21 protein-coding genes are annotated in these 26,234 nt (G+C 67.3%); 11 read left to right on the top strand and 10 right to left on the bottom strand.

The features are described from left to right. Positions 1–102: 102 nt before the first annotated feature. Entirely contained in the window at positions 103–2,016 is a 1,914-nt protein-coding gene (dnaK, locus tag ACV7NL_RS13115) for a molecular chaperone DnaK (RefSeq protein WP_463355906.1), read from the bottom strand. 443 nt (positions 2,017–2,459) lie between these two features. Between dnaK and ACV7NL_RS13110 the strand changes: the two genes are divergently transcribed. Next, positions 2,460–3,428 (top strand): hypothetical protein, encoded by a 969-nt coding sequence (locus ACV7NL_RS13110; protein ID WP_463355905.1) that lies wholly within the window; start codon positions 2,460–2,462, stop codon positions 3,426–3,428. A gap of 13 nt (positions 3,429–3,441) precedes the next feature. On the opposite strand, the gene ACV7NL_RS13105 is transcribed toward ACV7NL_RS13110, so the two are convergent. Then, a complete protein-coding gene (locus tag ACV7NL_RS13105) occupies positions 3,442–4,050 on the bottom strand; it encodes a YqgE/AlgH family protein (RefSeq protein ID WP_247636018.1) in 609 nt (202 codons plus the stop codon). Between the two features lie 269 nt (positions 4,051–4,319). Between ACV7NL_RS13105 and ACV7NL_RS13100 the strand changes: the two genes are divergently transcribed. Further along, complete coding sequence (locus tag ACV7NL_RS13100) at positions 4,320–4,802, top strand: peroxiredoxin (RefSeq protein ID WP_056182759.1); 483 nt, start codon at positions 4,320–4,322, stop codon at positions 4,800–4,802. Positions 4,803–4,906: 104 nt separating this feature from the next. Here the strand turns inward: ACV7NL_RS13100 and thrB are convergent, their stop codons facing one another. From thrB to ACV7NL_RS13085, 3 genes are all read right to left on the bottom strand, one after another. Beyond that, a complete protein-coding gene (gene thrB, locus ACV7NL_RS13095; RefSeq protein ID WP_463355904.1) occupies positions 4,907–5,884 on the bottom strand; it encodes a homoserine kinase in 978 nt (325 codons plus the stop codon). Between the two features lie 89 nt (positions 5,885–5,973). Next, positions 5,974–6,975: a 4-hydroxy-3-methylbut-2-enyl diphosphate reductase gene (ispH, locus tag ACV7NL_RS13090; protein ID WP_056182755.1), complete on the bottom strand. Its 1,002-nt coding sequence runs from the start codon at positions 6,973–6,975 to the stop codon at positions 5,974–5,976. A gap of 104 nt (positions 6,976–7,079) precedes the next feature. Beyond that, positions 7,080–8,537, bottom strand: a complete 1,458-nt coding sequence (locus ACV7NL_RS13085) for an aminotransferase-like domain-containing protein (RefSeq protein ID WP_463355903.1) — start codon at positions 8,535–8,537, stop codon at positions 7,080–7,082. A 145-nt stretch (positions 8,538–8,682) separates the two neighbouring features. Between ACV7NL_RS13085 and ACV7NL_RS13080 the strand changes: the two genes are divergently transcribed. The 3 genes from ACV7NL_RS13080 (at position 8,683) to ACV7NL_RS13070 (ending at position 12,604) form a co-directional block, all read left to right on the top strand. Further along, positions 8,683–9,030, top strand: a complete 348-nt coding sequence (locus ACV7NL_RS13080; RefSeq protein WP_463355902.1) for a DUF1127 domain-containing protein — start codon at positions 8,683–8,685, stop codon at positions 9,028–9,030. A 228-nt stretch (positions 9,031–9,258) separates the two neighbouring features. Then, entirely contained in the window at positions 9,259–11,160 is a 1,902-nt protein-coding gene (locus ACV7NL_RS13075) for a monovalent cation:proton antiporter-2 (CPA2) family protein (protein ID WP_463355901.1), read from the top strand. A gap of 4 nt (positions 11,161–11,164) precedes the next feature. Next, positions 11,165–12,604 carry an MATE family efflux transporter gene (locus ACV7NL_RS13070; protein WP_463355900.1) on the top strand — a complete coding sequence of 480 codons (1,440 nt, stop codon included), beginning with the start codon at positions 11,165–11,167 and terminating at the stop codon, positions 12,602–12,604. 27 nt (positions 12,605–12,631) lie between these two features. Here ACV7NL_RS13070 and ACV7NL_RS13065 read toward each other — a convergent pair whose 3' ends face one another. Continuing rightward, the gene (locus ACV7NL_RS13065) at positions 12,632–13,228 is read right to left on the bottom strand and encodes a DUF1003 domain-containing protein (protein ID WP_463355899.1); all 597 of its coding nucleotides are present in this window, start codon (positions 13,226–13,228) and stop codon (positions 12,632–12,634) included. A 277-nt stretch (positions 13,229–13,505) separates the two neighbouring features. Here ACV7NL_RS13065 and ACV7NL_RS13060 point away from each other — a divergent pair, with 277 nt between their 5' ends. Further along, complete coding sequence (locus tag ACV7NL_RS13060; protein WP_463355898.1) at positions 13,506–14,366, top strand: alpha/beta fold hydrolase; 861 nt, start codon at positions 13,506–13,508, stop codon at positions 14,364–14,366. 99 nt (positions 14,367–14,465) lie between these two features. Beyond that, positions 14,466–15,176, top strand: coding sequence for a spermidine synthase family protein (locus ACV7NL_RS13055; protein ID WP_244476799.1), 711 nt, complete (start codon positions 14,466–14,468; stop codon positions 15,174–15,176). A gap of 45 nt (positions 15,177–15,221) precedes the next feature. On the opposite strand, the gene ACV7NL_RS13050 is transcribed toward ACV7NL_RS13055, so the two are convergent. Further along, the gene (locus ACV7NL_RS13050; RefSeq protein ID WP_056182738.1) at positions 15,222–15,509 is read right to left on the bottom strand and encodes a hypothetical protein; all 288 of its coding nucleotides are present in this window, start codon (positions 15,507–15,509) and stop codon (positions 15,222–15,224) included. Positions 15,510–15,767: 258 nt separating this feature from the next. Between ACV7NL_RS13050 and ACV7NL_RS13045 the strand changes: the two genes are divergently transcribed. Further along, complete coding sequence (locus tag ACV7NL_RS13045) at positions 15,768–16,790, top strand: hypothetical protein (protein WP_463355897.1); 1,023 nt, start codon at positions 15,768–15,770, stop codon at positions 16,788–16,790. Positions 16,791–16,812: 22 nt separating this feature from the next. On the opposite strand, the gene ACV7NL_RS13040 is transcribed toward ACV7NL_RS13045, so the two are convergent. Continuing rightward, positions 16,813–17,628 (bottom strand): oxidoreductase, encoded by an 816-nt coding sequence (locus tag ACV7NL_RS13040; RefSeq protein ID WP_463355896.1) that lies wholly within the window; start codon positions 17,626–17,628, stop codon positions 16,813–16,815. Between the two features lie 153 nt (positions 17,629–17,781). Next, entirely contained in the window at positions 17,782–20,820 is a 3,039-nt protein-coding gene (locus tag ACV7NL_RS13035) for an FAD-binding and (Fe-S)-binding domain-containing protein (RefSeq protein WP_463355895.1), read from the bottom strand. A gap of 227 nt (positions 20,821–21,047) precedes the next feature. Here ACV7NL_RS13035 and ACV7NL_RS13030 point away from each other — a divergent pair, with 227 nt between their 5' ends. Beyond that, positions 21,048–22,094 (top strand): threonine aldolase family protein, encoded by a 1,047-nt coding sequence (locus ACV7NL_RS13030; RefSeq protein ID WP_463355894.1) that lies wholly within the window; start codon positions 21,048–21,050, stop codon positions 22,092–22,094. A gap of 306 nt (positions 22,095–22,400) precedes the next feature. Here the strand turns inward: ACV7NL_RS13030 and ACV7NL_RS13025 are convergent, their stop codons facing one another. Continuing rightward, entirely contained in the window at positions 22,401–23,144 is a 744-nt protein-coding gene (locus ACV7NL_RS13025) for a GntR family transcriptional regulator (RefSeq protein ID WP_463355893.1), read from the bottom strand. Between the two features lie 271 nt (positions 23,145–23,415). Here ACV7NL_RS13025 and ACV7NL_RS13020 point away from each other — a divergent pair, with 271 nt between their 5' ends. Then, entirely contained in the window at positions 23,416–24,591 is a 1,176-nt protein-coding gene (locus tag ACV7NL_RS13020; RefSeq protein ID WP_247634725.1) for a pyridoxal-phosphate-dependent aminotransferase family protein, read from the top strand. A gap of 290 nt (positions 24,592–24,881) precedes the next feature. Then, complete coding sequence (locus ACV7NL_RS13015; RefSeq protein ID WP_056480287.1) at positions 24,882–26,204, top strand: MFS transporter; 1,323 nt, start codon at positions 24,882–24,884, stop codon at positions 26,202–26,204. The last annotated feature ends 30 nt before the right edge of the window (positions 26,205–26,234 follow it).

Below are 26,234 nucleotides of genomic sequence, written 5' to 3'. Positions count from 1 at the left end.
TCATGATTGCAGGAGCGCTGTCCCGACCCCATCGCACACGTGGAAGGGACCCAGACATGACACGGGGCCGGATCGCTCCGGCCCCGCTTTCAGATGCAGGCGTTATGCCCGCTTCTTCTGGTCCTTGTCATCGACTTCTTGGAAGTCGGCATCGATGACGTCGTCCTTCTTCGCCTCGTCGGCGCCCGGTGCAGCACCCGCCTCACCGGCCTGGTTGGCGGCGTACATTGCCTCGCCGAGCTTCATCGAAGCCTGCATCACATCGGTGGTGCGCGCCTTGATGACCTCGACGTCCTCGCCCTCAAGAGCAGTCCGCAAAGAGGTGATCGCAGTCTCGATGGCACCCTTGTCGTCGGACGAGACCTTGTCGCCATATTCTTTCACCGATTTCTCGGTGGCATGGACGAGGCTCTCACCCTGGTTCTTCACCTCAACCAGTTCTCGGCGCTTCTTGTCGGCCTCAGCGTTTGCTTCGGCGTCCTTCACCATCCGCTCGATGTCGGCATCCGACAGGCCGCCTGAGGCCTGGATCCGGATCTGATGCTCCTTGTTCGTCGCCTTGTCCTTGGCCGTCACGTTGACGATGCCGTTGGCGTCGATGTCGAATGTCACCTCGATTTGCGGCATGCCGCGCGGCGCCGGGGGAATGCCCATCAGGTCGAACTGGCCGAGCAGTTTGTTGTCGGCCGCCATCTCGCGCTCGCCCTGGAAGACCCGGATCGTGACCGCGTTCTGATTGTCCTCGGCCGTCGAGAAGGTCTGGGACTTCTTCGTCGGGATCGTGGTGTTGCGGTCGATCAGGCGGGTGAAGACGCCGCCAAGGGTCTCGATGCCGAGCGACAGCGGCGTGACATCGAGGAGCAGCACATCCTTGACGTCGCCCTGAAGCACGCCGGCCTGGACGGCAGCACCGATCGCCACGACCTCATCCGGATTGACGCCCTTGTGGGGCTCCTTGCCAAAGAACGACTTCACGACTTCCTGGATCTTCGGCATGCGGATCATGCCGCCGACGAGAACGACTTCATCGATCTCGGACGCCGAAACACCCGCATCCTTCAGCGCCTTGCGGCACGGTTCGATCGTCCGCTGGACGAGATCGTCCACGAGCGACTCGAACTTGGCGCGGCTGAGCTTCAGCGCGAGATGCTTCGGTCCCGAAGCGTCGGCCGTGATGTAGGGCAGGTTGATCTCGGTCTGCGTCGCCGAAGACAACTCGATCTTCGCCTTTTCGGCCGCCTCTTTTAGGCGCTGAAGCGCGAGCTTGTCCTTGGTCAGGTCAATGCCCTGTTCACGCTTGAACTCCGCCGACAGGTACTCGACCACGCGGTTGTCGAAGTCTTCTCCGCCGAGGAAGGTGTCGCCATTGGTGGACTTCACCTCGAACACGCCGTCGCCGATCTCAAGGATCGAGACGTCGAAGGTGCCACCGCCAAGATCGTAGACCGCGATGGTGCCGGCCTTCTTTTTATCCAGGCCGTACGCAAGGGCCGCCGCAGTGGGCTCGTTGATGATACGCAGCACTTCGAGACCAGCGATCTTGCCGGCATCCTTGGTGGCCTGACGCTGAGCATCGTTGAAGTAGGCCGGCACGGTGATTACGGCCTGGGTCACGGGCTGCCCGAGGTGCGCCTCTGCCGTCTCCTTCATCTTCTGAAGGGTGAAGGCCGAGATCTGCGACGGCGAGTATTTCTTGCCGTCCGCCTCGACCCAGGCGTCGCCGTTGTCGCCGCGCACGATCGAGTAGGGAACCAAGCCCTTGTCCTTCTGCGTCATCGGGTCGTCATACGTGCGACCGACGAGACGCTTGATGGCGAAAAAGGTGCGCTCGGGGTTCGTAACCGCCTGGCGCTTGGCCGGCTGGCCGACGAGTCGCTCGCCCTCGTCGGTGAAGGCAACGATGGACGGCGTGGTCCGCGCACCTTCCGAATTCTCGACGACCTTGGGCTGCGTGCCCTCCATGACGGCCACGCAGGAATTGGTGGTGCCGAGATCGATACCGATAACCTTACCCATGGTGGGATCCCTCTGTTGTCGTTTGGTCAAGCAGACCGCCGAGCCCCGAAGCAGCTCGGCCCATGGCTGTGCGAAACTGAATGTATGAGAACGGGTTCGGGCACCGGTTCGCGCCCCGGAACGGTGCGGAGCCGGGTCTTAATCCCGCGTCTCGGCCGATATAAGAAGGGTGCCTCAGGGCCGCAAGGCGAAGTGCCGCGACGAGGTGCATCCGATCCGGGCAAAACGCGTTACCCGTCTCAGCGCCTTGGAGTTTCCAAGGTGTCGTGTCTGCCGTTCGCTCACGCTGCGGATCGGATCGTGCCACGGCTTCAGACTAGGATCCGCTCAGTGCTAAAGTGTCGTCGCCGCCGCGGCTGGGCGGTTCACGCATGGTAAGCATGAGGTAAACATGCTTGGCTGCGCAGTCCTGTACCTCCCCTGCCATAGGCCCGAAAGTCTCGATGCGTCTGACCCGCGTGCTTCTCCTTCTGCCGGTGCTGGCGTTGATGCCTCAACCGACATCCGCTCAGTCGTTCTTCGAGGAGTTGTTCGGTATCGGGCGTGCTGCCAAGCCTCCGGTACCGCCGCGTGGGGTTCCCACCGCACCCGGGGCTCCGCCGCCGGGTGCCCCGGGCGAAGCGCCGCCGCCAGCCGCCGATATCCCTCGTGCCCCTCCGGCGCCGCGGCAGCCCGTGGTGCTCAAGGCTCCATCGGAGGAGAGCGTGATGGGGCAGGACCTGCAGCTCAATGGCCTCAATGGAAGCCTCAAGCTGGAAAAGGCAGGCGGTGGCACGACGGCCCGGATCACCCTGCCCGGCAACAAGATTTCGCAGCCGGTCGAGACCTGTAAAGTTCCCCTGAACGGCGGCGCGCCGATCGCGGTCTCCTCCGAAGGACGTCCGGAGGGTGTCAGCCGCTTTGAAATAACGGGTGGGGAGTGCCCCCTGCGCTTCGAGGTGCTCGACGGCGCCGTGCTGGTTCGGTCGCTCTCCGGGCCGAATTGCACCTTCGCGGCAGACGATTGCGCCACGACCCCGAACGGCCTCTGGGGGCCTGCCGCCGCGACCTTGCTTCCACGGGCCGGCGAGTTCGAGGCTGCGCGCGGAGGGGCCGACCGGGCGGTGCGAGAAAACTACAAGCTGATGAGCCAACGTCTCCGGGGCTCGGATCTGCGTCCAGTGGTGACGGAGCAGGCCGCCTTTTCCTCGGATCGGGAGCAGATGTGCCGGACCTACGCCCGAGAGGGCACACACGGTTTCTGCAATCTACGCTTCACCGAGGCGCGGGCGCTCGCCCTCGCCACCCGTCTTGGCGTCACGATCGGCACGGCGGCACCGAGCGCCTCGGCGACCCCACCCCGCCCGCGCCGTAAGCCCCCGGTGGAAGGCATGAACCCAGACTCCGGTGGAGCACCCTTCGTCGAGCCGTAAAACTTGGCTTAGCTCAGCTATGGCCTGCGCTGACGGAGAGCATCGCGAGGTCGATGCCGTTGTTGCGAAGAGTCCGCTCATATTTGGCGTCGAGCGCCGTATGGAAGATCATGTCGGGATCGGCCGGGCAAACCAGCCATCCGTTGGCCAGGATCTCATCCTCCAGTTGGCCAGCCTGCCACCCGGCATAACCGAGGGCCAGGACCGCGCTTGCGGGACCATCGCCCGCCGCGATCGCCCGCAAGATGTCGACGGTCGCAGTCAGGCAGATCCCGTCATCGATGATCAATGTCGATTGATCGATGTGGAAATCATCGGTGTGGAGGACGAAGCCGCGCTTGGCGTCGACCGGGCCACCCATCAGGACGGGCATGTGCCCGACGCGCTCACGAAGGCGGATGGCGTCGGTTTCGCTGGCGATGTCGAGCTGAATCAGCAGGTCCGGCATATTGAGGTCGGATACCGCCTTGTTCAGGATGATCCCCATCGCTCCATCGGCCGAATGGGCGCACAGGTAGATGACCGAACGCGCGAACCGCGAGTCCGTAAGCCCCGGCATCGCTACCAGGAACTGACCGTCGAGATAGGCGGGATCACCCGCACGGGGTCGAGGCGTCTGCATGCCGGCATGCTACGCCGCATGGCGGCTTTGTCCAGGGCGCAGCCGTGTCGGATGGGCCACCGGGTCACGTCCGAGGCCGGCCGCACTCGACGCAACAGATCTGCAACTCGACACGCTAACTCCTGCGAGCTAGACGGTTTTTCGTGGGGCTCGAGCGCGGTGCGAAGCGGGCCTGCGCGGCGGGGCAACGGGTTCCGCACGGCCGGAATGCGTGGCACGACCAGGGTCCCGATGGTTCGGGTGCCCCAGCGATCTTCAGGAGACGACGGATGACCATTCAGGTTGGCGACCACCTCCCCCAGGTGACGTTTCGTGTGAGCGGCACGGACGGACCGGAAGCCAAGACCACCGATGACCTCTTCAAGGGGCGCCGCGTTGTTCTCGTCGGCGTCCCGGGCGCCTTCACGCCCAGCTGTCACCGCAACCATCTGCCCGGTTTTGTCGAGAAGCAGGCGGAGATCAAGGCACGGGGCATCGACGCGATCGCAATCACCTCCGTCAACGATGTGTTCGTTCTCGACGCCTGGCAGAAGGCCAGCGGTGCAGAGAGCCTCGAGTTTCTCGCGGACGGCAACGCCGAGTTCGCCAAGGCCATCGGCCTGGACATGGATGGCGCCGGTTTCGGCCTCGGGCCTCGTTCGAAGCGCTACGCCATGCTCGTCGATGACGGCGTCGTCCGCATCCTGAACGTGGAGGATTCCCCGGCCAAGACCGAGATCTCGGGCGTCGATGCCCTGCTTAAGGTAATCTGAAGATCCTTCGCCTCCGGGCACCTCTCTGGCGCCCGACGATACCGCACCATCCTGTGCCCCATGTGGCGGGCTCAGGGTGGTGGGGCAGCGAGCCGTCGGTGTCGTCAGGCCGAGGCCACCCCGCCCCAACCGTAATCCCGCGCGTGCGTGATGCTCCGGTGGAAGGTCAGCCGGCGGTCGTATTCCAGCGGGTCCTTCGGCTGAACCAGGGCTCCCGGCGGCACGTTGAGCCAGTCGACGAGGCGGGTGAGTAGGAAACGCAGGGCGGCACCCCGGCACAGGATCGGCAAGGCTTCGACCTCTGCGGGGGTCAGCGGACGCACCGCCTCGTAGCCCGCGATCAGCGCCGCGCCCATCTCGCGATGGAACGTTCCGTCCGCGTCGAAGCACCAAGCATTCAGGCAGATCGCGAGATCGTACGCGAACGCGTCGGTGCAAGCGAAATAGAAATCGATCAGGCCCGACAGATCGTCGCCGATGAAAAAGACATTGTCGGTGAACAAGTCGGCATGGATCACCCCGGAGGGCAGTCCCGAGGGCCAGCCGGCCTCAAGGATGGCAAGGTCGCCGGCGATGCGCTCGCCGAGGCCCGGCGAGACTCTATCGGCCTCTGGCTCCGCCAGGTGAAACAGCGGCTCCCAGGCTTCCACTGAGAGATTGTTGGCGCGACGCATGCCGAAGTCGGCGCCGGCGGCGTGCAGACCCGCAAGCGCTCCGCCGAGGGCCCGGCAATGGTCGATCCCGGGGCGCTTGACCGACACGCCCTCAAGAAACGTGACGATCACCGCCGGCTTGCCGCAAAGCTCTCCCAGTGCGATCCCGGCCCGGTCGCGGATCGGCTGCGGGCAGGCAAGGCCCCGCGCAGCGAGATGCTCCATCAGGTTCAGGAAGAACGGCAAATCGTCGGCGCGCACCCGCTTTTCGTAGAGGGTGAGAATGAAGGTGCCGCCGGTGGTGTGTAGGAAGTAGTTGGTGTTCTCCACTCCTTCGGCGATGCCCTTGTACGACAGCAGGGTGCCGATGTTGTAGGCGGCTAGGAAGGCGGTCAGCGCCGCGTCGGAGACCTCTGTGTAGACAGCCACTGCGCTTCGCTTGAATTCTTAGGGACGAAAAGGACAAGGGCGCCAGATGGCGCCCTTGCTGACGGCAATTTTCCAAATGGACGTGAGGCTTATTCGGCGGCTTCGCTGCGCAACTCGCGTGGCAGCGGGAAGGACATGTCCTCCACGACCGTCGAAACCGTATCCACCGTGACCGTGTAGCGGGCCGCGAAGGCATCGATAATTTCCTCGACCAGCACTTCTGGTGCGGAAGCGCCAGCCGTGAGGCCGAGCTTGCGAATGCCTTCGAAGGCAGGCCAGTCGATCTCCTCGGCCCGCAACACCAGGCGTGTGATGGGGCAGCCGACGCGTTCGGCGACCTCCCGCAGGCGCTGCGAGTTCGACGAGTTCGACGAACCGACCACGATGACGGCGTCGACCAGCGGTGCCACCTGCTTCACCGCTTCCTGGCGATTGGTGGTCGCGTAGCAGATATCGTCCTTATGCGGCCCGGTGATGGTCGGGAACTTCTTCTTGAGCGCTTCCACGATGTGGTGGGTGTCGTCGACCGACAGGGTCGTCTGCGTCACCCAGGCGAGGTTGTCGCGGTTCTCCGGCTCGAGGGCCGCGATCTGCTCCAGATCCTCGACCAGAGTGATCGAGCCTTTCGGCAACTGACCCATGGTCCCGACGACCTCGGGGTGGCCGGAATGGCCGACGAGCAGCACATGGCGCCCGCGCTTGTGATGGATTTCCGCCTCGCGGTGGACCTTGGTTACCAGCGGGCAGGTCGCGTCGATGGTGGTGAGACCGCGGGAATCGGCGTTGTGAGGAACGGTCTTGGCCACGCCATGGGCCGAAAAGATCACCGGGGCGGAGCCGTCGGGAACCTCATCGAGTTCGCGCACGAACACTGCGCCCTTCCGCTTTAGGCTCTCGACCACGTACTTGTTGTGGACGATCTCATGACGGACGTAGACCGGAGGTCCGTAGATGGCGAGCGCCCGCTCCACCACGTCGATCGCCCGCACCACACCGGCGCAGAAGCCACGTGGTGCGCAAAGCAGGATCTCCAGGGGCGGCTTGACCGCTTCGCCGGAAACGGGGGAGGTCGTCAGATTCGCGTCGCTCATGATAGCCGGGATGTGGCGAGGCGGGGACGCCCCTGTCAACCTGTCATAGCGGAAAACTCCCGGACAGGCACCTGCGGTGCCACGAAAGCGGGTCCGTATGGCGTTCAAGCGTCGGAGGACGCGCCAGGAACATGCCCTCGGGTCGCCGGAAGGGGGCGTACGGCTGCGCATTCGGCCAAGGCTGCTTTCAGCAGGGGGACCATCCGGGGATCGGCACACTGGGCCACGTTGAAGCGCAGGAAGCGGTTGCTCAGCGACGACGGGCTGAAGGCTCCCCCCGGGGCGAGCACGAGCCCGCGTGCCAGGGCGCACCGGGCGACATCGGCCGAGTCGAGGCCGTCGGGCAGACGCATCCAGAGGAAGAACCCGCCTGACGGCTCCAGCCAAGCCTTGAGGCCGCAGCCCTCCAGCTGCCGCAGGGCCGGCGCCATGGCCCGTCCGAGCTTCTCCCGGACGTCTGCGAGGTGCCGACGATAGGTCCCATCGGTGAGGAGGCCATGCATCAGGCTCGCCGACAGATGGCTGTTGCCCAGGCTCATGGCGAGCTTCAGGTCGACGAGCGGCTCAACCCAATCATCGCGCAGGGCGATGAACCCGCAGCGGATGGCAGCGGAAAGGGTCTTCGAGAAGCTGCCGATCTGGATCACCCGCTCGAGCCCGTCGAACCCGGCAAGGCGCGGAGACGGCTCACTCTCGAAATCCCCGAAGATGTCGTCCTCGATGATGAGGGTGTCGTGCGCTTCGGCAAGCTTGAGGATGCGGTGCGCAACAGCGGGGGAAAGGGTCGAGCCGGTGGGGTTCTGGAGCGCGGAATTGATGACGTAGAAGCGCGGCCGGTGTTCTGCCAGCAGCGCCGCGAAGGCTGCCAAATCGGGGCCGTTCGGCGTCAGCGGCACGCCCAGGATTCGCGCCCGCTGTGCCCGAAGCAGGGCGTGGTAGTTGAAGTAGCAGGGGTCATCGACCAGCACGGTATCGCCCGGCTCAAGCAGGAAGCGGCAGAGCAGATCCAGGGCCTGCGTTGCCGAATCGACCAGCACGACCTGGTCGGCGCCCGCCTCCACCCCCTTCTCGGCCAGACGCCGGGCGATCTGCGCGCGCAAGGGCGGAAAGCCGAGGGGCTGATCGTGTGCGACGAGGTTCGCTTCGGCTCCGCGTGCGAGCTGTCGCAGGCCTCGACGGACTGCCTCATCAGGCATCCAGGCTGGGGGAAGCCAGCCCGACCCCGGCATGACCAGATCCGAGCCGGCCTGCATCGATTGCCGGGTGATCCACAGCGGGTCGACCGCACGATCGAGTTGCGGACCCACTGCCTTGAGGCAGAGCGGGCGCAACTTTCCGGCCACGTAGAAACCGGAGCCTCGACGCGCGACGATCGCCCCCTCGGCTCCGAGGCGGTCATAGGCTTCGACGACCGTGGACTTGGAGACACCCATGGCTTCCGCGAAGGCTCGCACGGAGGGGAGGCGTGCCCCCGGCATGAGCTGACGCCCGTCGATTTTCTCGGTGATGACGGCCGCGACGGTCTCGACCAGCGTCGGTGCCGATTGCGGAACGGTCTTCATCTGTCCTGCTCCTTGTCCTGGACAATTTGACTAGATTGTACTGGATTGTCCCTGTCGGCGCCAGGACCGTCGCCGCACTGTTCGGCATTGGCGCTCGCGACTGACGCGCGGCGGCTTTGCACGCGCATCAAGGAGGACGCGCATCATGGACACCATCACCACAACCCGGAGGAAAGAGACGATCAGCCGTTACGGACATTCAGCTGCGGTCCGAGCGGCAGCGGTGCGATGCAGGGTTTGGGTGCTTGGTTTGAGGACCGCCATCGCAGAGGGCCTGTCACGGGCCGCTCTCAACCGCCGTGTGGTCAGGCAACTCTCGGTGATGTCCGATCGAGAGTTGAAGGACATTGGCCTAATCCGCCAGGATGTGTGGGATTCGGAAATGCTGCTGCTGGAAGGCGATTCATCGAGCTTCCTGATCGGACGTCGTGAGGAGCGTCGACAGGGCCGTGGCCGCATTTCGGTCGAGACGCGGTCTCCGCACGATCGCTGAGAGGCGTGGTGGCACCGACCCTGCCCATACCAGCCGGGACGGTGTGAGGTGATGATTCGCACCGCTGGACCCAGTCTCAGATGCCATCGGGATACCCGTGGACGTGACGGATGGCCCGGCCGTGGGTAAGACGGGCCTGCCCGGCACTCCAGGATCACGTTCGATCGAGGTTGGCCTCCTTCAGCCCTGGATTCCTCCAGTCTCGGATTTCTCCAGTCTCGGATTCCCATGGCAAGCGCCACGACTCATGTCAGCTTCCTGCCACCCGTGCTGACATTTCTGTCGGCGGCGGTCATCGGCGTCCCGATCTTCCGCCTCATCGGGCAGAGCGCTGTACTGGGCTACCTCGTGGCCGGCGTCGTGATCGGCCCGTTCGGTTTCTCGCTCATTGCCGAGCCCGAGACGGCCGCCAGCGTTGCGGAGCTCGGCGTCGTGCTACTGCTCTTCATCGTCGGGCTCGAACTGCAGATCTCGCGCCTCGTCTCGATGCGCCGCGACATCTTCGGGCTCGGCACCACGCAACTGCTCGTCTGTTCGGCGGCGCTCGCAGGTGTCGGCATCCTCATGGGAGCGAAGCCCTCCGCCAGCCTGCTCATCGGCATCGCGCTCGCACTGTCGGCGACGGCCGTCGCGCTGCAATTGCTGGAGGAGCGAGGCGATCTGGGGTCGCCCTATGGCGGGCGCGCTTTCGCGGTGCTGCTGTTCCAGGACATTTCGGTCGTCGCCATCCTGGCGCTGATGCCGCTCTTCGCCTCTTCGGGCATGGGCGGAGGCGATGGTTGGCTCCTCTCGGCCCTGCAATCCACCGGAACCGTCGGGGCTGCGATCCTCGCCGTTGTGCTGGTCGGCCGCTACGGCCTCAATCCGTTCTTCGGCCTGCTGGCGGCCAGCGGCGCCCGCGAGGTGATGACGGCGGCGGCCCTCCTGGTGGTGCTCGGCACCGCGATGCTGATGGAGCATGTCGGGCTGTCGATGGCGATGGGCGCCTTCCTGGCGGGCGTGCTGCTCGCCGAGTCGAATTTTCGGCACCAGCTCGAGGCCGACATCGAGCCGTTCCGCGGCATGCTGCTCGGCCTGTTCTTCATGAGCGTGGGCATGTCGATCGACGGAGGTCTGTTGAAGTCGGAATGGCCGACCCTTCTCGGGGCGACGGCCGGCGCGATTCTGCTGAAGGTGGCGCTGGTGGCGGGGCTGTTCCGCCTGTTCGGCTCACCCTGGCTCGATGCTGTGCGCGGGGGCGCGATCCTCGCGCCGGCGGGCGAATTCGCCTTCGTGCTGCTCCCGGCTGGCGGTGAACTCGGTCTGATCGATTCGGCCAGCACGCGCTTCGCCGTCGCGCTCGCCGCCCTCACCATGCTGGTCGGTCCGGTCGCCGCAAAGGCCCTCGACACCGTGCTCGCCCGCCGTCCCGAAGGCCCCGAGGCGATGCCGGAAGCCATCGAGAGTACCGAGGCCCGCGTCCTCGTCGTGGGCTTCGGCCGGTTCGGTCAGATCCTGACTCAGGTTCTCCTGGCCGAGGGCATCAGCGTCACGGTGATCGACAAGGATGTCGAGCAGATCCGCAGCGCGTCGCGCTTCGGCTTCCGCATCTATTATGGCGACGGAACCCGCCTCGATGTGCTGCGTGCCGCCGGCATCGGCCGGGCCGAACTCCTCTGCGTCTGCGTCGACGACGGTGAGGCGGCCCTGAAAATCATCGACATCGTCCACGAGGAGTTCGCGACCGTGCGGACCTACGTCAGGGCCTATGACCGCATGCATGCGGTGGAACTGATGAATCGAGACGTGGATTTCCAACTGCGTGAGACGGTCGAATCCGCTCTCGCCTTCGGACGCGCGACCCTGGAAGGTCTCGGCCTCAGCGCCGAGGTTGCGGCCGCGACGGCCGAGGATGTTCGCAAGCGCGACGTCGCCCGTCTCGTGCTGCAACAGGCCGGCACCCTGCCGGACACGACGATCTGGACGCGCGGCGTGTCCGAGATCAAGCCGGAGCCGCTGACCGAGCCTCAACGTCCGTCACGCGCGCTCAACGCCGAGACCCGCGACATCATCGGCTCGAAGAAGCGGGAGGCGGCCACCCGCACCCTCGAGGTGCACGACGTCCACCAGGATGTTCGCTCGGATGCCTGATCGGATGGCTGAGGTGACCCGAAGCGGCTCGGCGCGCTTCGTCGAAGGCTCGATCCTGCGCCATGTCGTGACGATGAGCGCCACCGGTTCGGTCGGACTGATGGCAATCTTCGTCGTCGACTTCCTGTCTCTCCTCTACGTCTCCAAGCTCGGTGATCCGACCCTCACGGCGGCCGTCGGCTTTGCCACCATCGTCCAGTTCTTCGCGATCGCCATCAATATCGGCCTGATGATCGCGGCCGGCGCCCTGGTTTCACGGGCAATCGGCGCCGACGATGGAGAGGGCGCCCGTCGGCTGGCGACCTCTGGCACTATCCACGGCATCGTCGTGTCGGGGCTTCTCGTGCTCGGGATGCTGCCGTTCCTGCCGATGTTCCTGGGCTGGATCGGGGCCGATGCCGAGACCCTGCCGGCGGCGACGCGCTTCCTCTGGATCACGCTGCCGTCGAACCTGCTGATGGGACCCGGCATGATGTTTTCCGGCCTGTTGCGCGCCGTTGGCGCTGCGCGTCAGGCCATGTACGTCACGCTCGGGGGGGCGATCGTGACCGCCGGCCTCGACCCACTGCTGATCTTTGGCGCGGGCCTCGGCGTCGACGGGGCGGCCATCACGACCTGCTTTGCGCGCGCGACCTTCGCCATCATCGGCCTCTGGGGCGTGCGTCAGCATCGAATGCTCGCCCGGCCGCGCCTCGCCCACGTGATCGCGGATGCGCCCGTCGTCATGCGCATCGCCCTGCCCGCCGTCTTGACGAACCTGGCGCCCTCCGTGGCCAGTGCCTTCATCGCCCATGCGCTGGCGCAGTTCGGCGCCGTCGCGGTGGCCGGCAATGTTGTGGTGGATCGGCTGACCCCGGTGGCCTTCGGTGGCTTGTTCGCGATGTCGGGGTCGATCGGGCCGATCCTCGGCCAGAACTGGGGCGCGGGACGCTTCGACCGGATGCGCGGCGTTCTGCGTGACGGCACCCTGGTGACGGCGGCTTACGTGTTGGTGGTCTGGCTCGCCCTGGCACTGGGCGCGGCTCCTCTCATCAGGCTCTTCGAACTTCAGGGCGTCGCGGCCGACCTGTTCGGGTTCTTCTGCCTCGTGAGCGGCGGTGTCTGGTTCTTCACCGGGCTCCTGTTCCTGGCGAACGCCTCGTTCAACAACCTCGGTTTCCCGTTTTATTCGACCGCCCTGAACTGGGGCCGCGCCACGTTGGGAACCGTGCCGCCGGCCCTGATCGGCGCCCATTACTACGGACCAAAGGGCGTGATCGCGGGGGTCGGTGCCGGCTCCGTCCTGTTCGGTCTGGCCGGCATCGTTCTCGCCTTCCGCACCGTCGTGACGCTCGAGCGGCAGGCGGACGCTAAGGTCGTCCAGGCACCTGCCGTCGAAGTGCCCACTCTAGGGCCCGACGCTGCCCGGGCGGCCGCGCCGGCGCAATCCGGTGCCCTGGTCTGAAGGCTCGACCCAAGAGGTACCGGGACATCAGGTTCTGCCCGGCTGCGTCTCCGCGATGGTATCGAGGACCAGGTTGGGAGAGACATCCTGCTTGAGTTCGCCGACCTCCGCGTCCGCCTCCGTGGCGATGCCGAGATGATCCGTGATCGCCGACACCAGCGTGACCAGCTTCGTGACCTCATGCTCGGCCAGAAGTCCGATATGCAGATCGAGGTCGGCGCGCTTGTCGGCTGCGGCCGCCATGCGGTTCTGGCTGATCAGCACGAAGGTCGAGAGGAAGATCGCCTCCACCGATGCGGAAGTGCCGAGGATGACGAAGCTCGCATCCCATCTCGGTAGGACCGGCAGGAGGCCGGTGTTGATCAGCGTCCAGAGACCGAACACGACCACGTGCAAGACGACAAAGGGCATGCTGCCGGTGAAGCGGGTGATCGTTTCAGCGATCCGGTCCGCCGCGCTCGACCGGCGCTCATCGGCCGCGCGCCGCTGCTGCAAGGCCTCGATGTTGCGCGCTAAGACCGGGGACAGGCCCGACGGTTGGGGCGGCCGGTAGGTCGGCCGCGCGGATTCCTCGAGGTCCTGCTGGCTGGAGGGAAGCTTCGGACGTCCAAAGGGTATCGGCATCGGGCGGTGCAGGAGGCTGGTGTTTCACGGCTGACCCGAGTTTCAACCGCATCGGCCGGCAGCATGATCCCCTGACGGGAATTCGGCCTCGGCCGGGCCGGCTTTGCGACGAGCCCCCGGTTCATGGGCGAGCCCCATTTCGCCAGGAGCGAGGGGAGTTCGACAGGCGCGAGGGGAGAAAAAGCCGTCCGGGCGGAGTTGGCGTATCGTGGGCGAGGGATGCGCCGAGTGGCCGGCGTTCCCCTCGCTTCTCCCTGACCCGAGGAGAGACGGCACCATGGCGCCGCGTGATCCGGATCTAAGCTTCTTGACCCTGCCCGACGTCACGCTGCAGGTCGCCACGGCCGGCCCTCGGGATGGAGCGCCGACGATCCTTCTCCATGGGTTTCCTGAGGCTTGGTTCGGCTGGCGCAATCAGATCAACGCCTTGGCAGCGTCAGGATTGCGCATCATCGTCCCCGATCAACGCGGATACAATCGGAGCAGCAAGCCTCGGCTTCTCTCGGCCTATCACCTCGACCGGCTCGCCGACGATGTCCTGGCGCTGGCGGACCATTTCGGCGCCGAGCAGGTTCAGGTGGTCGGGCACGATTGGGGCGGGATCGTCGCCTGGTGGCTCGCCGCCCGTAACCCCGAGCGCATCCGTCGCCTCGTCATCCTGAACGCGCCCCATCCCGACGTGATCGGGGCCTATACGCGTCGACACCCGATCCAGGCACTCCGATCCTCGTACGTCGCCGCTTTCCAGATCCCTCGATTGCCGGAGGCAGCTCTTCGTGCGGGAAACTTCCGTGCCCTACGCCAGACCTTGCGCCTGACGAGCCGGCCCGGAACCTTCACCGAAGCGGATCTCGAACGCTATGCCGAGGCCTGGACACAGCGCGGTGCGCCGACGGGCATGCTGAACTGGTATCGGGCATTGCGCCTGAAGCGCCGGACGCAGGACGGGCCGATCGGCGTGCCGACACACATCCTCTGGGGCCGGAAGGATTTCGCCCTCTCGCCCGGCCTTGCCACGGAGAGTTTGGCCCGTTGCACGCAGGGCCAGCTCACCTGGTTTCCCGAGGCGACGCACTGGCTGCACCATGAGGCGATCGACGCCGTCAACGTGGCGCTCCGCGAATTCCTGACGCGCTGATCCGCCCGGTGCAGGCCCGCAATCCGGTTGACCTTCGGGTGGGATTCGGATGAGGCCCGTGCGAGCGCGGCCCGATGCCTGCGCGGACGGAGTTCAGCGTTGATCCCCTCGCCTCCCTGGGTCTCCATCGACACCAGCGCCATTCCGGGCACCAAGGCCCGGCTGACCCTTCTGCAACAGGGCGATGCCTACTCGATCCAGGTCGGGGATGCGGAGCTGATGACCAATCTGGATCGTCGCTCGGAACAGGCGCTCGCCACGATCGCCTGCGAGCGGCTCCGGGATCGCCCTGCCCCGCGCGTCCTCATCGGTGGACTCGGCATGGGCTTCACCCTTCGGGCGGCGCTCGCCGCGCTTGGGCCGGAGGCGTGCATCGTCGTCGCCGAACTCATTCCCGCGGTGGTGACCTGGGCACGTGGCCCCCTCGCCCACCTCTTCGCGGGCAGCCTCGACGATCCCCGCGTCACGATCGTGGAGGAGGATGTGAACCGATTGATCCAGTCAGGACCGGAGCAGTTCGACGCCATCCTGCTGGATGTCGACAATGGCCCCTCGGGGATGACCCGGCGGGAGAATGACCGCCTGTATGATGCCTGGGGTCTCAAGCGAGCCCATTACGCCCTGCGGAAGGGCGGCATCCTGGGAGTCTGGTCGGGCAAACCGGATCGTCGCTTCAAGGCGCGCCTGCGCCTGCATGGATACGGGGTCGACGAGGTCCGGGTTCATGCCAAAGAGGGCAACGACGGGCCTCGTCACGTTCTCTGGATGGCGACGCGGCCCGAGGCGCCTCTGACCTTCGCGGCACCCTGACCCTGGGTCGGCCCGGCCTTCGATGAGGGCCGAGCCGACGTCGCATCAGTAGCTGTAGTTGCGACGCGGACCGGAGGCGGGCTGGCCGTAGCCCGTGCCGCGTGGCTCGACTCGCGAACCGTAATCGATCTCCCGCTGACGCCGCGCCTGACGGTTCGCCAGATAGCGACCGCCGAGGCAACCCGCGACCGCACCGACGACGCCGCGCTCGGCGAGGTAGTGCCCAGCGATCCCGCCGATGATTGCGCCCTTGATGCACCCCTTGGCTTCCGCCGCCCCGACGCTGCCGAAGGTGAGAAGGGCGAGGGCCGACGCTGTCGCAATGATCCGCATGGTGAAACTCCTGGATGCTGTGTCGAAGAAACAGCCTTGCACCTGCGCCGTTCCCCCGGTCGATACGGCAGCGCGCGCGGGAATCCGGGCCCCTCCCCGCGGGGAGCGACGGCTGTGATGCTGCGGGGTTAATCCCGGAAAATTCACATTTCCTGCATCTGTGTCCAGGCGGCCGCAGGCAAGATAAGCCGAAGCGTATCTAAGGTGCCGGCAGTTGCCGGACCGTCATCGGGTTGAGCGACGCCATGGGGTTTCTCAATGATGACATCGCGTTACACGCGTCCGGTCGGGGTTTTGCTCGGGCTGATTGCGGCGGTCTTGGCCAACGTCTCCGCGCATGCCGTCCAGGCTTCCGGGACTGCGGAGCGAGCGGGGTCAAAGCCTTCGGGCGCGTCTCCGAAAACCGATCGCACGGCCAAGACCGGAGCGGATTCCGGTGCTGGCGACGAGAAAGCCGCGAAGGAGGTCGATACCGAACATCTGTTCGGCTTCACCGAGGGCGCCGATACGGGCGAGAAGGGCGAGCAGGAGGTTGTGGTCGATACGGTGTCCCGGCTGGGCAAGCGGCCGGCCGGTCCCGGCCGGGGCCGCTACCGCGTTCTCGACACCAAGCTCGGCTATCAGTTCGATCCGATGGACAAGTTGAGCATCGAGATCGGAGCCTTCGGCAACCTTCGAAACGTCCGCAACATTACCGACCTCGACGACAAGTCCTACGGCACCTTCGATGGCATATCCGTCGAAGTGAAATATCAGTTTCTCAAGAGCAGCAAGGAGCAGCCCCTCGGCCTCGCCCTCGAAGTGAGGCCCCGGTTTGCCCGCGTGCTGCCGATTGAGGGCAACGGAGCCGACATCTTCGACATCGAGAGCGTGCTGCAACTCGATGTCCAGGTGGTGCCGGACAAACTCTGGTACGGCAGCAACATCAGCTTCGAGCCGGCGGCCGGGCGCCAGCGCGGCGTCGGGGCATCCGGCTATCGCTCGTCCACCTTCCTCTGGTCGAACGCCTTTGTGGCGCGGGTTGGGGACAGCACCTATCTGGGGCCGGAAGTCCGTTACCTGCGGGGCTATAACGGCACGTTTCTCAACGACTTGGAGAGCCAGGCGGTCTTCGTCGGCCCGGCCCTCCATCACCGCTTCACCGAGAAGACCTGGTTCACCTTGGCCTATGCCGGACAGGTCTGGGGCCGGGACAGGGATTCGACCCTGGCCAGTCGCGGCCTGGGCCTGAACCAGTTCGAGCGGCACAACCTTCGGGTTAAATTCGGCATGGAATTCTAGATCCCGCGGCGGCGTCCGGCGCTCAGTTCGGCAGACCCATCTGCTTACGCAGGCTCTTGTCGAAGAGGTGGGCCGGCGCGAAGCGGCGGAGCAGGCTCACCTGGCGGGCGACCTTTCCGGCGGTGTAGCGGCGGCGGGGCACGGCTGCGGCGGCGGCCTCCACCACTCTTCGGGCGACGACCTCCGGGGCGTCGGCGGTCGCCATCACGGTCCGCAGCATCGTGTCCGCACCGGCACGGGCCTCTGCGTAGATGCTCAGTTGTGCATCGGGCACGACGAGGTTCTGGTCGAAGGACGTCCGGGTATAGGCGGGTTCCACCAGGACGACGCGGATGCCTTGGCCACGGATCTCATGGTCGATGGATTCCGAATAGCCTTCCAACGCATGCTTGCTCGCGGCGTAGAGCGCCATGTAGGGCGCCGGTACCAAGCCGAGGACGGAACTGATGTTGATGATGCGGCCACTCTTCTGGTCGCGCATGGTCGGCAGGACCGCCCGAATGGTGCGGATGACGCCAAACAGATTGACGTCGAAGAGCGTCTGCGCCTGCGCGACCGAGGATTCCTCGGCGCCACCGCTGATGCCGCAGCCGGCATTGTTGACGAGGAGATCGATCCGGCCGGTCTCGTCCAGAACGGTGCGGACCATGGCGGCCACGGAGGCTTCGTCGGTGATGTCGCAGGTGAGCAGGGTGCCGGCATCTCCCAGGGCGCCGCCGGGCCGCCGGCTCGTCCCGAACACCCGATAGCCGGCGGCCTGCAGGGCCCGAACGGTGGCGAGGCCGATGCCCGAGGAGGCTCCGGTGACGATGGCGGTCTTCTGGATGGCTTGGCCCATGGCGCTCTCCTGGCAGGGCCGACCTGCCGGCCTGTCCCTTTATAAATGACGTATATAATGTAAAACGGCAAGCGGAGCCGCGTGCTGCGCCGCACGTCTGCGCCCGTTCAGGCTCTCGTCGGCTGAGTTTCCGTCGCGTCTGCGGCGCGCGCTTCAGGGTGAAATCGCGGGATTGCAGACCCGTGTATTCCCCGAGGGTCGCGTCGAGGTCGCGCGGGCTTCGTCGAGGACGCGGACCACATGACGTGCGTCTCGGCCGAGACCGTCGTGGATCTGGTGCCGGCAGCTGGTTCCGTCCGCGACGACGAGATCGTCGGGACCAGCGGCCCGGAGGGCCGGGAACAGCGACAGCTCGGCCATGGCCAGGGACACGTCGATGGTGTCGGCTCCGTACCCGAAGGCACCCGCCATGCCGCAGCAGCTCGACTCAATCACCCGAACGTCGAGGCCCGGCACCGCTCGCAGCACGGTCTCGACGGCGCCCATCGCGCCGAAGGCCTTCTGGTGGCAATGGCCGTGGAGATGGGCGACCCGGCCGCCCTGATCGGCGAGGGGCAGGTCGATTCGGCCGGCCTGGAGGTCGGCGGCCAGCAGCTCCTCGAACAGCAGGCTGGCCCGTCCGAGTTCGGCCGCCTCGGGTCCGGGCAGGAGCGAGGCGAACTCGTCCCGGAAGGTGAGCAGGCAGGACGGTTCGAGGCCGACGATCCGGGCGCCGGCCCGGACATAGGGCAGCAGCGCCGTGAGCGTCCGCCGCGCTTCGGCCCGGGCCCGGTCGGTCTGGCCGGAGGCGAGGTAGGTCCGGCCGCAGCAGAGCGGACGGCGTCCGCGATGCGGGAAGACCCGATGCAGGCGATAGCCGGCGGCGAGCAGCACCCGCTCGGCGGCCTCCAGGTTCTCGCGCTCGAAGGCCCGGTTGAAGGTGTCGCCGAACAGGACGATGTCGCGAAAATCGCCGGTGACGTCGGAGGGATGGGCGGGCTCGCCCGATTCGCGCCAGGGCCGGCGCCATTGCGGCAGCGTCCGGCGCGCCGAGAGGCCGACCAGCCGCTCGGACAGGCGGGCCAGGGCCGGCAGGCGGTCCCGCAGGTTGAGAAGCGGGGCCAGCCGGGCGGCCGTGCTGGCGTAGAGCGGCAGCGCCGCCACCAGGCGCTCCTTGAGGGGCAGGCCGTGCCGGGCATGGTAATGGTGCAGGAACTCGATCTTCATCTTGGCCATGTCGACGCCGGTCGGGCACTCGCGCCGGCAGGCCTTGCAGGAGACGCAGAGGTCCAGGGTCCGCTTCATCTCCGGACCGGTGAAGGCGTCCGGTCCGAGCTGGCCCGAGATGGCGAGCCGCAGGGAATTGGCCCGGCCCCGGGTCAGGTGCTGCTCCTCCTTGGTGACGCGGTAGGACGGGCACATGGCGCCGCCGGCGAGCTTCCGGCAGGTGCCGTTGCTGTTGCACATCTCGACGGCGGGGCCGAAGCCGCCCCAGTCGGACCAGTCGAGGGCCGGCACGGTCGGCTCGGTCACGGCGTAGCCCGGCTGGAAGCGCATCAGCGACCGGTCGTCCATGCGCAGCGGCCGGACGATCTTGCCGGGGTTGAGGCGGTTGTCCGGGTCGAATCCGTCCTTCACCGCCTCGAAGGCGCGGGTCAGGCGCGCCCCGAACATTGGCTCGATGTACTCCGAGCGCGAGATGCCGTCGCCGTGCTCGCCGGAATAGGAGCCCTTGAAGCGCCGGACCGCGGCGCTGGCCTCCTCGGCGATGGAGCGCATCTTGGCGACGTCGCCGCCCTGCTTCATGTCGAGGATCGGGCGGACATGCAGGCAGCCCACCGAGGCGTGGGCGTACCAGGTGCCGCGGGTGCCGTGCCGGGTGAACACCTCGGTGACTGCGTCGGTATAGTCGGCCAGGTGCTCCAGGGGCACCGCGCAATCCTCGATGAAGGAGACCGGCTTGGCGTCGCCCTTCATCGACATCATGATGTTCAGGCAGGCCTCGCGCACCTCCCAGACGGATCTCTGCCGGACCGGTTCGGGCACCTCCACCACGGCGCCGGTGAAGCCATGGTCGCTCATGCAGGCGTCGAGGCGCTTCAGGTCGGCCAGGAGCGTCGCCCGGTCGTCGCCGGCGAATTCCACCAGCAGCAGGCAGTTCGGGGTGCCGCAGGTGATGTCGGCGAGCGTGGTGCGGAACAGCGGAATGTCGGCGCCCAGCACCAGGACGTTGTTGTCGACCAGTTCGACCGCCACGGGATCGAGGTCCACCAGGGCCTTCGTGGTCTCCATGGCGGCGCGGAAGGACGGAAAATGGCAGACGCCCATGACCCGGTGGGCGGGCAGCCGCGACAGCTTCAGGGTGACGCTGGTGGTGGCCGCCAGCGTGCCCTCCGAGCCGACGAGCAGGTGGGCGAGGTTCGGCCGCGGCTCGATCAGGGCGTCGAGGTTGTAGCCGCCGACCCGGCGCTGGACCTGCGGGAAGCGGGCCAGGATTTCCGCGCGCTCCGACTCGGCCAGCGCCCGCATGGCGGCGGCCAGGGACTCGGCGCGGCCCGAGCCTGTCACGCCTGAACCGATCACGCCGAGACCTGTTACGCCGAGACCTGTTACGCCCGTGCTGTCGTTTCCGGTCGGCCCGAAGCCGAACGGAACCCCGTCGTGGAACAGGGCCTCCATGGCGAGGACGTTGTCGCTCATCTTGCCGAAGCGCAGCGAGCGCGCACCGCAGGAATTGTTGCCCGCCATGCCGCCGATGGTGCAGCGGGTCGCCGTGGAGGGCTCGACGGGGAAGAACCAGCCGTCGGCCTTCACCTGGCTGTTGAGCTGTTCCAGCACGATGCCGGGCTCCACCGTGACGGTGCCGGCCTGCGGATCGTAGGCGCGTATGCGGTTGAAGTGGCGCGAGCAGTCAACCACCAGCCCGCGCCCGATCGGCTGGCCGTTCTGCGAGGTGCCGCCGCCGCGCAGGATGACGGGCACGTCGTGCTCGGCCGCGATCTTCAGGGTGGCGGCGATGTCGGCGGCGGAGCGGGGCAGGACCACGCCGGCCGGGACGATCTGGTAGATCGAGGCATCGGTGGCGTAGCGTCCGCGGGTGAAGGCGTCGAAGCGCGCCTCTCCTTCCAGCGCCTCGGCCAGCCGCCGGGGCAGCCCGGCATTCCGGCGGGTGGCGGCGCGCGGCGCGACGAAGGGCTCAGCCGTGGCGGTCATGCATCGGGTCCTCGCGCGGGGCCGGTGGGCCTCCGCGCCGCGAGACGGGGGGAAGGCAAGACGGAGGAAAGCAAGACGGAGGAAGGCAGGACGAAACGAAGGCGAGTCGGAGAACGCCCGGGGGAACGGGTCGAAGACCCGGTGCGTCCGAGGCCTGACAGGGTGGCAGCCCGCCGCGATGCGGATAAGATAACCCGCAAAATCTGCATGCAAAATAGGGGGGTACCATGATCGACCTGTACAGCGACACCCAGACGCGGCCGACGCCGGGGATGCGGGCCGCGATGGCGGCGGCCGAGGTCGGCGACGAGCAATCGGATTCCGATCCGACCACCCTGGCCCTGTGCGCGCGGGTGGCGGACCTGCTCGGGCAGAAGGCCGGCGTGTTCATGCCCTCCGGCACGATGTGCAACCTCGTGGCGATCCTGGTGCAGACCCGGCCCGGCGACGAGATCATCGTCGATGACCAGTCTCACATCTACAACACCGAGGCCGCCGGCTCGGCGGCGATCGGCGGCGTGTCCGTGGCGGCGCTGAAGACCCCGGCGGGGGTCTACACGCCGGAGGCGTTCGAGGCCGCGATCCGGGTTCCGGCTCGCACCGCGCCGCGCTCGGCCCTGGTCTCGATCGAGCAGACCACCAGCTTCTCGGGCGGCTCGGTCTGGAATCTGGCCGATATGCGGCGCATCCGCGACATCGCCAAAACCCGCGGGCTCAAGGCCCATATCGACGGGGCCCGCCTGCTGAACGCCGTGGCGGCCACGGGCATCGCCGCGAAAGCCTATGCGGAGGGTTTCGACAGCGCCTGGATCGACCTGAGCAAGGGGCTCGGCTGCCCGGTCGGTGCCGTCCTGTGCGGCGACCGGGACTTCATCACCCAGGCCTGGCGCTGGAAGTACCGCCTCGGCGGCGCCATGCGCCAGTCCGGCATCCTGGCGGCGGCGGGGCTCTACGCGCTCGATCACCATGTCGACCAGCTGGCCCGCGACAACGCCCACGCGGCCCTGCTGCGCGACCGGATCGCGGGCGCGCCGGGCCTCGCCATCGCGGCCGGGGCGGCCCAGTCCAACATCCTGTGCTTCTCGGTGGCGCCCCTCGGGGTCACGGCCGCCCGTTTCGCCGAGGCCTGCCTGGCGCAGGACATCCGGGTCCGGGCGATCGGCGCCCACGAGATCCGCGCCACCACCCATCTGGAGGTCGACGAACCCGGAATCCTCCGGGCGGCGGACGTGATCCGCGCCGAGGCCGAACGGCTGTCGGCCCTGCGGGGCTGACACGGGGCTCGCTCGCGCGATTCGGAGACGGGTCTGGCCGCAGCGCGGGGTCCGCGCACCCCCTCTCCCGGTCGCTGCGCGACCACCCTCCCCCGCAGAGGGGGAAGGGTCGACCCGTGCCGGGACGAGACCCTCGCGGGGTCTGCGAGATCGAGGCGTGGACGCGATGACCTTTGGGGAGGAGCGTCGTTCGGGGCTGGGTTTCGCCAACCCGGTCGTGTTCTGCCCATCCGGGTCCATCGACCGGACGCGGTCCGAACCCTCACCGAGCAGGATGACCGCCAGGGCAACCGCCATCGCCCCGGGTCAGCCCTCGGTCGCGTCGGGGGCGGGGGCGGCTTCGCGGACGGCAGCGGCCTTGCGCTTGTTGCGCAGGTGCCGGAACAGGATGTCGCTCAGCTCATGGCCGGCCCGCCGGTGCAGGGCGTCGAGGATCTCCTCGTGCTCGCGCATCGCCTCGCCCCACCGGTCCCGGTTCTGGTCGAGATTGGCCGAGTAGCGCACCCGGCGCAGGCGGCCGGCGAAGTTGGCGTAGGTGGTGGCCAGGGGCTCGTTGTCGGCGGCGCGCACGATGCGGTCATGGATCGCCTGGTTGCAGGCGAAGTAGCCGTGCAGGTCCCGGCGCAGGTACGACGCGTACATCTCGTGGTGCAGGCGCTCGATCTCCGCATAGGCCGCGTCGCTGATCTTCTCGCAGGCGAGCCGGCCGGCCAGGGCCTCGAGGCCGCCCATCACGTCGAAGAGCGCCACCATCTCGTCGGCGCCGAGCTGGCGCACCCGGGCGCCCCGGTTCGGCAGCAGATCGATCAGCCCCTCGGAGGCCAGCACCTTCAGGGCTTCGCGCAACGGGGTGCGGGAGATGCCGAAGCGCTCGCACAGCAGGCGCTCCGGCACCCGGGCGCCGGGCGCCAGGTTCCCCTCCACGATGTAGTCGCGCAGGTTGGCCAGGAGCGTGCCGTGCAGGGAGGCGACGGCGAGGACCGGCAGTCCCGTGGGCGCGGCGGCGGCGCCCGCGTCGGTCGCGGGATCCGGGGCGGACTCAAGCATCATCGTTCCAGATTTATCAGCCCGAAGCGGTGGGGTCGAGCGCAACCGTTCGCAAAATAGTGCTTGTGCGTTCGAAAAATGAATGCAAATTTCGGGGCAACGCAATTGAAACCGGGGCTCGTCGCCGACAATCGCGCGCTGCGTTCCGGCACCGCGCAGGATTTCCGGCACCGTTCTGGTCCTCGGGGCGGTCCGGAACCGCCGGTCGGACCGGTTCCGCCTCGGACCCGGACTTCCCCGTCGCCTGCTCCCCAATCGCCCTGCGAGGCCCGCGATGACGACACGCACCGGACGCCACTTCCTGCACATCCCGGGGCCGAGCCCCGTGCCCGAACGCGTCCTGCGCGCCATGGACATGCCGGTGATCGACCATCGCGGGCCGGATTTCGCCAAGCTCGGCCGGGCGGTTCTGGAAGGGGCCCAGGCGGTGTTCCAGACCCGCGCCCCGGTGATCCTGTATCCGGGCTCGGGCACGGGGGCCTGGGAGGCCGCCATCGTCAACACGCTCTCGGCCGGCGACCGGGTGCTGATGTTCGAGACCGGCCACTTCGCCACCCTGTGGCGCCAGATGGCGGCCCGCTGGGGCATCGAGGTCGAGTTCGTGCCCGGCGACTGGCGCCGCGGCGTCGACCCGGCCCGGGTCGAGGCCATCCTTGCCGAGGACCGCGCGAAGTCGATCAAGGCCGTGATGGTGGTCCACAACGAGACCTCCACGGGCGTGACCAGCCGGATCGCCGAGATCCGCAAGGCCATCGACCGGGCCAACCACCCGGCCCTGTTCCTGGTCGACACGATCTCGGGTCTCGGCTCGGCCGAGTACGCTCACGACGCCTGGGGCGTCGACGTCTCGGTGAGCTGCTCGCAGAAGGGCCTGATGCTGCCGCCCGGCCTCGGGCTCGTTGCCCTGTCGGACCGGGCGCTCGCCGCCACGAAGACCGCGACGCTGCCGCGCTCCTACTGGGACTGGCAGGAGATGCTCAAGCCGAATGCGGCCGGATACTTCCCCTATACGCCGGCCACCAACCTGCTCTACGGCCTGCGCGAGGCCATCGCCATCCTGATGGAGGAGGGCCTGCCCCAGGTCTTCGCCCGCCACCAGCGCCTTGCGGCCGCCACCCGTGCCGCCGTCGAGGCCTGGGGCCTCGAGGTCCTGTGCCAGGAGCCGTCGGAATACTCGCCGGTGCTCACCGCCGTGGTGATGCCGCAGGGCCACGACGCCGACGCCCTGCGCAACCTGATCCTCGACAAGTACGACCTGTCCCTCGGGACCGGGCTCGCCAAGGTCGCCGGCAAGGTCTTCCGCATCGGCCATCTCGGCGAGACCAACGACCTCATGCTGATGGCGGCCCTGTCCGGCGTCGAGATGGGCCTGAAGGCGGGCGGCGTGCCGCACACGCGCGGCGGCGTGCTGGCGGCGATGGATGCGCTCCGTTCCGGCCTCGACGACTGAGCGACACCTCCGGCGGAGCCAATGGGTTGGGGTCTGACAGACCGTCATTCCGGGGCGCCGAAGGCGAGCCCGGAATCCAGGTCCGCCGACGGTGCCGGACGCGATCGAACCTACGGTTCTGGATCTCGGGCTCCGCTGCGCGGCCCCGGGATGACGAAGGGCCTGGGACGAAGACTTCGTAAAACTGAAAGCCCCTAACGCCAGCCGATTACACCGATCCTGCGTGCCCCCGCAAAAAAGCCCGGCGATCAGACCGGGCGGGGTGTCGCGTTCAACTGGAGGAAACCCCGATGACGCCAGCAACTGGACGCGTCTCCGCGTCAGTCCCTGCCAAACGACGCGTCTCCGCGTCGAACATGGTCCTGTTCCTGCTGTGCCTGATGTACTTCGTCACCTATCTCGACCGGGTGAACATCGCGACGGCGGGCGGCGAGATCATGAAGGATCTCGGGATGTCGAACACCCAGTTCGGCCTGATCCTGTCCGCCTTCGCCTACCCCTACGCCATTTTCCAGGTCATCGGCGGATCGGTCGGCGACAAGTTCGGCGCTCGCCGGACCCTGCTGGTCTGCGGCCTGATCTGGGCCTCGGCGACGATCCTCACGGGTCTCGTCGGCGGCCTGATCAGCCTGTTCCTCGCCCGCGTGCTGCTCGGCTTCGGCGAGGGCGCGACCTTCCCGACCGCCACCCGCGCCATGCAGAACTGGACCGCGCCGGGCAAGCGCGGCTTCGCCCAAGGCATCACCCACGCCTTCGCGCGGCTCGGCAACGCGGTGGCGCCTCCCATCGTCGCCTTCCTGATCTACCAGTTCGGCTGGCGCATCGGCTTCGTCATCCTGGGCGTCGCGAGCTTCGCCTGGGTCGTCGTCTGGTACGCGTATTTCCGTGATGACCCCAAGGACCATCCGGCGATCACCCCGGAGGAACTCGCGGTGTTGCCGCCGCCGAGCAAGGTCGGCGCCAAGCAAACCGTGCCCTGGGGCCGCCTGACCCGGCGCATGCTGCCGGTGACGGTGACCTATTTCTGCTACGGCTGGACCCTGTGGCTGTTCCTCGGCTGGCTGCCGAGCTTCTTCAAGCTGAATTACGGCCTCGACCTGAAGAACTCGGCCCTGTTCGCCTCGGGGGTGTTCTTCGCCGGCGTCGTCGGCGACACCCTCGGCGGTGTCTTCAGCGACCGCATTCTCAAGAAGACCGGCAACCTCAAGCTGGCCCGGCTCAGCGTCATCGTGGTCGGCTTCCTCGGCGCGGCCGCGAGCCTCACCGGCGTGTTCTTCACCCGCGACCTGACCCTGGTGGCGCTGCTGCTCAGCTCGGGCTTCTTCTTCGCCGAGCTGGTGATCGGCCCGATCTGGTCGGTGCCGATGGACATCGCACCGAAATATTCGGGCACGGCCGCCGGCCTGATGAACACCGGCTCGGCGGTGGCGGCGATCATCTCGCCGATCGTCTTCGGGATGATCGTCGACATGACGGGAAGCTGGACCCTGCCCTTCGCCGGCTCCATCGGCCTGTGCCTGCTCGGCGCCGGCCTCGCCTTCACCATGCACCCCGAGCAGCCCTTCGTGGAGGCGCCGGAGGTGCCTCTGGGGCGGGTCGTGCCGGCGGAGTAGCGGGCGTTCCCGTTTCCCCACGGCTGGCGC

This window comes from Methylobacterium sp. Ger2507, from assembly GCF_055231875.1.
This window is presented reverse-complemented; position numbering and strand designations above follow the sequence as displayed.

What these genes read in the sequence shown, in the direction of transcription:
- dnaK (WP_463355906.1), bottom strand. Translation starts at nt 2,016, where the DNA reads ATGGGTAAGGTTATCGGTATCGATCTCGGCACCACCAATTCCTGCGTG.
- ACV7NL_RS13110 (WP_463355905.1), top strand. Translation starts at nt 2,460, where the DNA reads ATGCGTCTGACCCGCGTGCTTCTCCTTCTGCCGGTGCTGGCGTTGATG.
- ACV7NL_RS13105 (WP_247636018.1), bottom strand. Translation starts at nt 4,050, where the DNA reads ATGCAGACGCCTCGACCCCGTGCGGGTGATCCCGCCTATCTCGACGGT.
- ACV7NL_RS13100 (WP_056182759.1), top strand. Translation starts at nt 4,320, where the DNA reads ATGACCATTCAGGTTGGCGACCACCTCCCCCAGGTGACGTTTCGTGTG.
- ispH (WP_056182755.1), bottom strand. Translation starts at nt 6,975, where the DNA reads ATGAGCGACGCGAATCTGACGACCTCCCCCGTTTCCGGCGAAGCGGTC.
- ACV7NL_RS13085 (WP_463355903.1), bottom strand. Translation starts at nt 8,537, where the DNA reads ATGAAGACCGTTCCGCAATCGGCACCGACGCTGGTCGAGACCGTCGCG.
- ACV7NL_RS13080 (WP_463355902.1), top strand. Translation starts at nt 8,683, where the DNA reads ATGGACACCATCACCACAACCCGGAGGAAAGAGACGATCAGCCGTTAC.
- ACV7NL_RS13075 (WP_463355901.1), top strand. Translation starts at nt 9,259, where the DNA reads ATGGCAAGCGCCACGACTCATGTCAGCTTCCTGCCACCCGTGCTGACA.
- ACV7NL_RS13070 (WP_463355900.1), top strand. Translation starts at nt 11,165, where the DNA reads ATGGCTGAGGTGACCCGAAGCGGCTCGGCGCGCTTCGTCGAAGGCTCG.
- ACV7NL_RS13065 (WP_463355899.1), bottom strand. Translation starts at nt 13,228, where the DNA reads ATGCCGATACCCTTTGGACGTCCGAAGCTTCCCTCCAGCCAGCAGGAC.
- ACV7NL_RS13060 (WP_463355898.1), top strand. Translation starts at nt 13,506, where the DNA reads ATGGCGCCGCGTGATCCGGATCTAAGCTTCTTGACCCTGCCCGACGTC.
- ACV7NL_RS13050 (WP_056182738.1), bottom strand. Translation starts at nt 15,509, where the DNA reads ATGCGGATCATTGCGACAGCGTCGGCCCTCGCCCTTCTCACCTTCGGC.
- ACV7NL_RS13045 (WP_463355897.1), top strand. Translation starts at nt 15,768, where the DNA reads ATGATGACATCGCGTTACACGCGTCCGGTCGGGGTTTTGCTCGGGCTG.
- ACV7NL_RS13040 (WP_463355896.1), bottom strand. Translation starts at nt 17,628, where the DNA reads ATGGGCCAAGCCATCCAGAAGACCGCCATCGTCACCGGAGCCTCCTCG.
- ACV7NL_RS13035 (WP_463355895.1), bottom strand. Translation starts at nt 20,820, where the DNA reads ATGACCGCCACGGCTGAGCCCTTCGTCGCGCCGCGCGCCGCCACCCGC.
- ACV7NL_RS13030 (WP_463355894.1), top strand. Translation starts at nt 21,048, where the DNA reads ATGATCGACCTGTACAGCGACACCCAGACGCGGCCGACGCCGGGGATG.
- ACV7NL_RS13025 (WP_463355893.1), bottom strand. Translation starts at nt 23,144, where the DNA reads ATGATGCTTGAGTCCGCCCCGGATCCCGCGACCGACGCGGGCGCCGCC.
- ACV7NL_RS13020 (WP_247634725.1), top strand. Translation starts at nt 23,416, where the DNA reads ATGACGACACGCACCGGACGCCACTTCCTGCACATCCCGGGGCCGAGC.
- ACV7NL_RS13015 (WP_056480287.1), top strand. Translation starts at nt 24,882, where the DNA reads ATGACGCCAGCAACTGGACGCGTCTCCGCGTCAGTCCCTGCCAAACGA.